The organism is Rhodoferax ferrireducens, assembly GCF_003347515.1.
Lineage (GTDB): Bacteria > Pseudomonadota > Gammaproteobacteria > Burkholderiales > Burkholderiaceae_C > Rhodoferax.
On record NZ_QEII01000178.1, the window covers coordinates 1 to 8,458 of the forward strand.

An 8,458-nucleotide genomic window follows, 5' to 3' on the forward strand; every position below is an offset into this window, starting at 1 on the left:
CCCGCTGCCATGGGCTGTGCGGATCACAGAAATACACCGCAATCCCGGTATTGGCGCTGAGCTGCTGGTGATGGGCCATCTCCTTGCCCCGGTCATAGGTCAAGGTCTTTCGCATGGGTTGCGCTACTGCGTTGAGTTTGTCCGTGAAGGCCTGCAGGACGTGAGCCGCCGTTGCTGGGTTGGGGTGAGGTAGCTTGACCAGTATCAGCAGCCGGGTATGGCGCTCCACCAGCGCGCCCTGGCGTTCGTTGAGGTCATAAGCGGGACCGCCGGGGCCCCATTTGGCGATGAATTCCTGAGCTGTCATGGTTGTTGCTTGGTGGGTGGAACGGCTCAAAAGCCGCGAAGCAACATGTCCAAAGCGGTCTCGATTTGCAGCGCGTTCGGATTGGCCGAACCTGCGCAATGGCGCAGTTCACTGACAAAAAATACGGCGATGCCCAGGGGATGCAATTGCAGGGCTTGACCGTCAACCACGACGGTCGGGTTGAAACGCTCGGTCAGGCCGGGAATGGCGCCTGCGCGTACCAGCGGAACGCACACGCGCTCCGCGAATCGGAACAGCAGGTCGCTCTGAATTTCCAGCACGAAGGGAAAGTCTGCACGGTCTTGCGCGATGGGGTTGGGGTAGATGTCAAAACGGGCCATGGGTCAACGCGGGTTGGCCTCACCCTGGTCACCTTGCTCGCGCCAGCGACGCACACGCTGGGAATACGGCTCGCGCTGGGTGGCCCAGGCGTTGTACTGGTCGATCTGCGCCGTGTTGGCCTGCGCCCACTCGCCTGCGGCTTGCCGGCCCGCCGGCACCACCTTCATGGGCCGCATGATGATGCTGCCGTCAGGCTGAATATCGACTTCAAACAACTGGCCCGCATATTTTTTCCCCAGCGATATCTGGCCGCTGGCGCCGACTTCCTTGAGCATGGCAATCTCCCGTTATGCCTTCATGCCATCATGCCGCATGATGATGGAGGCGTCAAGCTGGCGACTCAAAAAGCGGGCGAGTTTGCACTACAGTCCGGGCATGAACACCTCTACCGCCCTGACCTGTTTTTCCCTCACCACTGAAAACCACATCGCCCACCTCGTGCTCAGCCAGCCCGAGGCGATGAACACCATGCATCCGACCTTCTGGCGCGAGCTCGATGAGGTACTGACCCAACTGCACAAGGACGGCTCCGCCCGTGTGCTGCTGATCAGTAGCACCGGCAAACATTTCAGCGCCGGCATGGCGCTGGAGACCTTTGCCGGCGCAGGCGCCCTGGACGACCAGAGCCCCGAAGGCCGGGCCGCCATTTCTGACCTGCTGACCGGCATGCAGGCCACTTTCACCAAACTGGAGACCCTGCGCATTCCAGTAATTGCCGCCATCCAGGGCGGCTGCATTGGTGGCGCAGTGGACATGGTGACCGCCTGCTGCATTCGCTATGCCACAGCGGATGCCTTCTTTTGCATTCAGGAAATCAACATTGGCATGGTGGCTGACGTTGGCACGCTGCAACGCCTGCCCAAGCTTATTCCACTGGGCGTGGTGAAAGAGCTGGCCTACACCGGCCGCCGCCTGCCCGCCCAGAAAGCCTTGACCTACGGGCTTGTGAACGAAGTGTTTGACACGCAAGACGCCATGCTCAGCGCGGCACTGCAGTGCGCCAGGGAAATTGCCGCCAAGCCCCCTGTGGCCATCTGGGGCACCAAGCAAGTCATTCACTACGCGCGCGACCATTCGGTGAACGACAGCCTGCAACAAATGGGTTGGGTGCAAGGCGCCATCTGGAGTAACGCCCATGTGCGCGAAGCGGTGAACGCCTTGAAAGAAAAGCGCCGTGGCGATTATCCGGCCCTGACTGCGCTCAAGAGTTTTACAGAAATAGGACTCTAGCCCCCGTGACACATACGTAAGAAGCTACTAAATTAGTAGCAACATCAGCCAGTTCCATTATTGAGTCCCCAAGGCGGACGGTCCGCCACGGCAAGCCAGCCGTGTGAATGTTGACAAAAACTTACGGGCAACTTACATTGAAACCTTCATCGCGGAGGTTCCCATGATTTACCACATGCCCCCCCATCTCAAACTGACCCAGCTTCAGCGTATCAAGAAGTGGCATGTGGCGCACCGGTCAGACCACCCGCTGGAGTATCAGCTGTGGGACGCGATGCTCATTCTGTGGGTCATGGGACGCGTGGGCTGGTTGCCCGCCTTTGCACTGGATGCCCCGTGGGCCTACCCCCTGTGCCTGATTGCCATGCTGGCACCTGATTTTTATGCCATGGTGCGAGCGCGCGCCCACCGGTCACACACGGTTCGATGTGACTGGCTCAACTTCTGAATCCCCTGTTCCCTCCACCGGTCTCGTAAATGCCCGCCACAGGCAGTGGCAGGCATTGTGGTATTTCGGATATTTAAACCGCACGGGCCGCCGGGCAGCACTTTATCTGGCGTAAAGTTTGCCATCGACCATATTTCGCGCTAAATCATTCTTTTTGGGAACTTTCATGCCACTTGACACCTTGATGCGCCGTTTCACCATCCGTTTTCGCATGTTGGGCGCCATTGGCGTCGTCGTGCTGGCCCTGGGCGCCATTGGCGCCATCGGTGTCGTGGCGCAGCTCTACGCCAACAGCATCACGGTCAAACTGGTGGGGCAGGACATGGCCTCGCTGGCTGAACTCAGTCGCTTGCAGCAGGCCATGGCCAGTTTGCGCCTGAACGAGAAGGACATGGTCATCCAGTACGAAAACAGCGTGGAAGCCGGCACCTTCAAAGAGGCGTGGACCCAGTCCTCGCAGCAAATCGACGCTGCAGCCAAGGCGCTCGCCCCACTCTTGCCCCTGGATACCCAGCGTGCGCAACTCAAGCAGATCTTGGCCGACACGCAGGAATTCCGGTCCCAATTCGGCCCCATGGCCACTCAACTTGAGTCCATGGGGTTTCCCTCTGCGCAAGTAGCGGCGGCCACCATCGGCAGGATTACCCCCCTGTTCCAGAAAGCCAACGAGGGCGTGAAGACATTGGCCAAAGACCTTCAGGCATCGATCCAGAACAACAAGGAAAACCTGCAGGCCACGGTCCGGCAGGTCATGTGGCTCATCGCCGGTGTGACAGTACTGCTGTTGGCGATCATCGTTCCGCTCACTATTTTGAACATGCGCTCCATCTGCCGGCCGATCGATCAAGCAGAGCAGGTCGCCAAAGCCATTGCGCAGGGCGATTTGTCAGACCATCAGATTGACACGAGCGGACACGACGAAGCAGCCCGGCTCTTGCGCTCGCTTGCCGACATGCAGCAGTCGCTGTCCAAGCTGGTCGGGCAGGTGCGCCAATCGACCGACAGCCTCTCGACCGCCAGCGCCGAGATTGCCTCGGGCAACCAGGACCTGAGTGTGCGGACCGAACAGACTGCCAGCAATTTGCAGCGCGCCGCCTCCAGCATGGATCAGTTGACGAGCACGGTCAGGCAGACCGCCGATGCCTCCCGGCAGGCCAACCAGCTGGCTTCATCGGCGGGCGAGGTGGCGGCACGCGGCGGCAACGTCGTGTCGCAGGTGATCAGCACCATGAACGATATCAATACCAGCTCGAAGAAGATCATCGACATCATCAGCGTCATCGACGGCATTGCCTTTCAGACCAATATCCTGGCCTTGAATGCCGCAGTGGAAGCGGCCCGCGCTGGCGAGCAGGGCCGTGGTTTCGCCGTGGTGGCCAGCGAGGTGCGCAGCCTGGCGGGCCGCTCCGCCGAGGCGGCCAAGGAAATCAAGAGCCTTATCGGAGCCAGCGTGGAGCGCATCGAAACCGGCTCCCGGCTTGTCACCGATGCGGGCCAGACCATGACCGACATCGTGAGCTCGGTGCAACGGGTCTCCGACATCATTGGCGAGATCACCGCCGCTGCGGCGGAGCAAAGCAATGGCATCGACGAAGTCAACACCTCGGTCGTGCAACTGGACCAGATGACACAGCAAAACGCGGCCCTGGTCGAGCAATCCGCAGCCGCCGCAGAGAGTCTGCGCGAACAGGCCGAACGACTGGCCCAGGTCGTCGGTACCTTCAAACTCTCCGGTCAGGGCGCGAATCGACCAGCGGCGTTACACCACAACCCGTCGCCGCGAACCTTGCCAGCATGACGAACAGACAAGACGACGACGCGAAAGCGGCGTCGGCGCCGGGCGATGCCAGCACCACCAAGGCGGCAGAGGCGGCTGACGCTGCCCCTGCCGCGTTCCCCATTGTCGGCATTGGTGCCTCGGCCGGCGGCTTGGCCGCGTTCGAAGCGTTCTTTGCCGGCATGCCCATCGCCACCGATCCCGGCATGGCCTTTGTACTGGTGCAACACCTGGCACCGGATCACAAGAGCATCCTCAGTGACCTCATCCAGCGCTATACCCGCATGCAGGTGTTCGAGGTCGAAGACGGCATGGTGGTGCAAATCAACTGCGCCTACATCATTCCGCCCAACCGCGACATGGCGTTTCTGAACGGCACGCTGCAATTGCTGGAGCCGTCCGCGCCGCGCGGCCATCGCCTGCCAATTGACTTCTTTTTCCGCTCCCTGGCCCAGGACCAGCTAGAACGCGCCATCGGCATCGTGCTCTCCGGCACCGGCAGCGATGGCACGCTGGGCGTGCGGGCAATCAAGGGCGGGGGCGGCATGGTCATGGCGCAAAACCCCGCCTCCACCGAGTTCGACGGCATGCCGCGCAGCGCCATCGCCACCGGACTGGTGGACTTTGAGCTGGCGCCAACCGAGATGGCGGCCCAACTAATTGCCTATGTGTCCCATGCCTTTGGCAAGCCCGCCCGGCCCGTCAGCACCCCCGCACCGCGCACGGAAAGCGCCCTGAAGAAGATATTCATCCTGCTACGTGCCCAGACCGGCCACGATTTCTCCCTGTATAAACCGAGCACCATCCTGCGCCGGATTGAGCGACGCATGGCCGTCCACCAGATCGAGTCGATCGAGGGCTACGTCAAATACCTGCAGCAGACGGCGACCGAAGTAGACGCACTGTTTCGCGACCTGCTGATCGGTGTGACCAATTTCTTCCGTGATCCAGAAGCTTTCCAGGCACTTGAGAACTTGGTCATACCCAAGCTCTTTGAAGGCAAGCCCGCGGGCGCCCTGGTCCGCGTCTGGTCGACGGGGTGCTCTACCGGCGAGGAGGCTTATTCCATCGCCATCCTTCTGCAAGAACGTATGGAGGCGCTCAAAACAAATTACAAGCTTCAGGTCTTCGCCACCGACCTGGACAGCCGGGCGATTGCCACGGCGCGCGGCGGCCTTTACCCGGCCAGCATCGCCGCCGATATTTCACCCGAGCGACTGGCGCGATTTTTCACGGCCGAGCCCGACGGGAGTGCCTACCGCATCCATAAGAGCATCCGCGATGTGCTGGTTTTTTCCGAACAGGATCTGATCAAGGATCCGCCCTTCTCCAAACTCGACCTCATCAGTTGCCGCAATCTGTTGATCTATATGGGCGGGGCTTTGCAGAAAAAGCTGATGCCCCTGTTCCACTATGCCTTGAATCCAGGGGGCATGCTGTTCCTTGGAACCTCCGAGACGGTGGGCGAGTTTGACGATCTGTTTGCCGTGCTGGATCGTAAATCGAAACTGTATCGGCGCAAGGCGGATATTCATGCCGTGCAACGAACAACCCCCAGCCGCTTTCTCTCGCCCCGGGTGGGCCGGGATGCGGCGTTGCCGCTGGCGGTCGCACGCCCGGTCGGTCCGGCGAAGCTGTCACTGCGCGAACTGACCGAACAGGCGCTGTTGCAGCACCTCGCCCCATCGGGCGCGCTCGTCAATGCACAGGGCGACATCCTCTACCTGCACGGGCGCACCGGCATGTACCTGGAAATGCCTGAGGGCGAAGCCGGCATCAGCAACATCCTGAAGATGGCCCGCGAAGGGCTGCGGCGCGAACTGAACACCACTTTGCACAAAGCCGTGACAACCAAAGAGGCCGTGCGTGCCCACAACCTGCGCGTCAAGACCAATGGCCACTTCACCCAGGTTAACCTGACCGTCCTGGTGGTGACAGCCGGCACGACCGCGGTGCCGGAAGCGCCGATGTACCTGGTCATCCTGGAAGAAGCGCCTGTCTTGAACCCGAAAATTGCGGCGCCCGTGGACTCCCAACCGGCGCGGCAGGCCGGTGCAGATGCGGACGCTCCTGGCACAGAAACCGAGGCGCGAATTGCCGCACTGCAGGAGGAACTGCAGGCCAAAGAGGAATACCTGCAGGCCTCCAACGAAGAACTGGAAACATCCAATGAAGAGCTGAAATCCTCCAACGAGGAAATGCAGTCAGTCAACGAAGAGCTGCAGTCCACCAACGAGGAGTTGGAGACTTCCAAGGAGGAAATGCAGTCGGTCAATGAGGAGCTGGCCACGGTCAACGCCGAATTGCAGACCAAGGTGATCGACTTGTCGCGGGCCAGCAATGACATGAACAACCTGCTGGCCGGCACCGGCATTGGCACCATCTTTGTCGACCACGCGCTGCGCATCCTGCGCTTTACACCCGCGGCCAGCGCGATCATCAACCTGATCCTGAGCGACGTGGGACGACCGGTGGGCCACATTGTTCCCAACCTGGTCGGCTATGGGCGCCTGGTGGCGGACGCGCAAGCCGTGCTGGACACCCTGGTTCCCAAAGAGGTGGACGTGCAGACCACCGAGGGCAAGTGGTACACGATGCGCATCCTGCCCTACCGCACGCTGGACAATGTCATCGAAGGCGCAGTGATCACCTTTGTGGAAATTACCGAGATGGTGCGCGCGCGCGAGGCGCTGCTCAAGGCCAATGAATTGCTTCGACTGGCGGTGGTGGTGCGCGATGCGTTTGACGCCATCACCGTGCAGGACCTGGAGGGCCGCACCCTGGCCTGGAACCCGGGCGCGGTACGCATGTATGGCTGGACTGAAGCCGAGGCACTGGGGATGAACGTGCGCGACCGAATCCCGCCAGCCTTGCGCGAACAAGCCCTGGCCAGGGTCCATCAGCTGGGCCAGGCGGAGATTCTGGAACCGTACCGAACCCAGCGCATTACCAAGGACGGCGCGCTCGTGGAGGTCTGGTTAACGTCCACCGCCTTGGTGAATGAATCGGGCCAGATGTATGCGATTGCGACAACCGAGCGGATGAAAGAATCAAGTACCATGGATCGACCGATGGAGCCGCACCATGGACAGTGACGATAAACGCCCCGCCCACGACACTCACATGCGCCAGCAGGCGGAAGCCATTGCCGACGCCAATGCGGCAGCGTCGCCAGACGAGCTGGCAACGCTGTCGGCAGAAGAGGCGCGCAAGATGGTGCACGAGTTGCGCGTGCACCAGATCGAGCTGGAGATGCAGAACGAGGAATTGCGCCGGGCACAGCTGGAGCTGGATGCCTCGCGGGCTCGCTATTTCGACTTGTATGACCTGGCGCCGGTGGGTTATTGCACCTTGAGCGATACCGGGCTGATTCTGGAAGCCAACCTCACCGCCGCCACCCTGCTGGGCCTGGCCCGTAGTGCACTGGGCAAGCGGCCCATCAGTCAGTTCATCGTCAAAGTTGACCAGGACATCTACTACCTTCACCTCAAGGCGCTGCTGGCGTCGGGTGAACCGCAGTCGTGCGATTTGCGCATGCTGAAGCATGACGGCACGCAATTCTGGGCGCATCTGGTAGCCACCGATGCGCAGGATGCCGATGGCGCGCCCAAACACCGTTTGGTGCTGAGCGACATCACCGATCGCAAGCTGATGGCAGCGGCGATGCAGGAGAGCGAGGGACATTTCCGCACCCTGATTGAATGGACACCCGAACCGATCGCCGTTCATCGCGACGGGAAACTGATCTACGTCAATCCGGCGGCCGTCAGCATGTTTGGCGCGACATCGGCACACGAGCTGATCGGTAAACCCATTCTCGATTTGATTCACCCCGACTTTCGTCAATCCGCTCTGGCACGGACGCAGAGCCTGACCCGCAATGGCGACGGCACGCCCCCGATCGAAAAGCGGTTTCTAAAGCTGGATGGAACGAGCATCGACGTGCAAGCCCAGAGCATTGTGATTTCCTACGATGGTGAACCGGCTATCCAGCTTGCCATGCGCGACATCACGGAACGCAAACGCCTGGACCAGGTGCTGCAGGAGAAGAACGTCGAGCTGGAGAGTGCCCGGCACGTGGCGGACAAAGCCAACCTCGCCAAGTCGGATTTCCTCTCCAGCATGAGCCATGAGTTGCGCTCACCGCTCAATGCCATCCTCGGCTTCGCCCAGTTGATGGAGTCAGGTTCGCCCCCACCGACGCCCAACCAGAGGGGCAGCATCGAACAGATTCTGCAGGCCGGCTGGTATCTGCTGGAGTTGATTAACGAGATCCTGGATCTGGCCCTGATCGAGTCCGGCAAACTGTCGCTGTCGCTGGAGCCCATATCGCTGCCCGAAGTGCTGCTCGATT

General features: G+C 60.9%; 7 protein-coding genes and 1 pseudogene. 5 read left to right on the forward strand and 3 right to left on the reverse strand.

Annotation, left to right across the window (positions count from 1 at the left end):
- From C5P05_RS01275 to C5P05_RS01285, 3 genes and pseudogenes are all read right to left on the reverse strand, one after another.
- A pseudogene (locus C5P05_RS01275) lies at positions 1-238 on the reverse strand (IS30 family transposase); the annotation flags it as partial.
- Between the two features lie 95 nt (positions 239-333).
- A complete protein-coding gene (locus C5P05_RS01280; RefSeq protein WP_114968093.1) occupies positions 334-648 on the reverse strand; it encodes a CcdB family protein in 315 nt (104 codons plus the stop codon).
- A gap of 3 nt (positions 649-651) precedes the next feature.
- Complete coding sequence (locus C5P05_RS01285; RefSeq protein ID WP_114968094.1) at positions 652-924, reverse strand: hypothetical protein; 273 nt, start codon at positions 922-924, stop codon at positions 652-654.
- A gap of 100 nt (positions 925-1,024) precedes the next feature.
- Between C5P05_RS01285 and C5P05_RS01290 the strand changes: the two genes are divergently transcribed.
- From C5P05_RS01290 to C5P05_RS33965, 5 genes are all read left to right on the forward strand, one after another.
- Positions 1,025-1,879, forward strand: a complete 855-nt coding sequence (locus C5P05_RS01290) for an enoyl-CoA hydratase-related protein (protein WP_114968098.1) — start codon at positions 1,025-1,027, stop codon at positions 1,877-1,879.
- 163 nt (positions 1,880-2,042) lie between these two features.
- Positions 2,043-2,327 carry a hypothetical protein gene (locus C5P05_RS01295; RefSeq protein ID WP_114968095.1) on the forward strand — a complete coding sequence of 95 codons (285 nt, stop codon included), beginning with the start codon at positions 2,043-2,045 and terminating at the stop codon, positions 2,325-2,327.
- 166 nt (positions 2,328-2,493) lie between these two features.
- Entirely contained in the window at positions 2,494-4,125 is a 1,632-nt protein-coding gene (locus C5P05_RS34895; protein ID WP_114968096.1) for a methyl-accepting chemotaxis protein, read from the forward strand.
- Positions 4,122-7,199, forward strand: a complete 3,078-nt coding sequence (locus C5P05_RS01305; protein ID WP_114968097.1) for a chemotaxis protein CheB — start codon at positions 4,122-4,124, stop codon at positions 7,197-7,199. The genes C5P05_RS34895 and C5P05_RS01305 overlap by 4 nt, the downstream gene beginning before the upstream one ends.
- On the forward strand, positions 7,189-8,458 hold a 1,270-nt coding region (locus C5P05_RS33965; RefSeq protein WP_198674584.1), incomplete at its 3' end, for a PAS domain S-box protein. The genes C5P05_RS01305 and C5P05_RS33965, both read left to right, overlap by 11 nt.

Bases quoted from the DNA above. Each gene is read 5' to 3' on its own strand.
- C5P05_RS01280 (WP_114968093.1), bottom strand. From the start codon at position 648: ATGGCCCGTTTTGACATCTACCCCAACCCCATCGCGCAAGACCGTGCA.
- C5P05_RS01285 (WP_114968094.1), bottom strand. From the start codon at position 924: ATGCTCAAGGAAGTCGGCGCCAGCGGCCAGATATCGCTGGGGAAAAAA.
- C5P05_RS01305 (WP_114968097.1), top strand. From the start codon at position 4,122: ATGACGAACAGACAAGACGACGACGCGAAAGCGGCGTCGGCGCCGGGC.
- C5P05_RS01290 (WP_114968098.1), top strand. From the start codon at position 1,025: ATGAACACCTCTACCGCCCTGACCTGTTTTTCCCTCACCACTGAAAAC.
- C5P05_RS01295 (WP_114968095.1), top strand. From the start codon at position 2,043: ATGATTTACCACATGCCCCCCCATCTCAAACTGACCCAGCTTCAGCGT.
- C5P05_RS34895 (WP_114968096.1), top strand. From the start codon at position 2,494: ATGCCACTTGACACCTTGATGCGCCGTTTCACCATCCGTTTTCGCATG.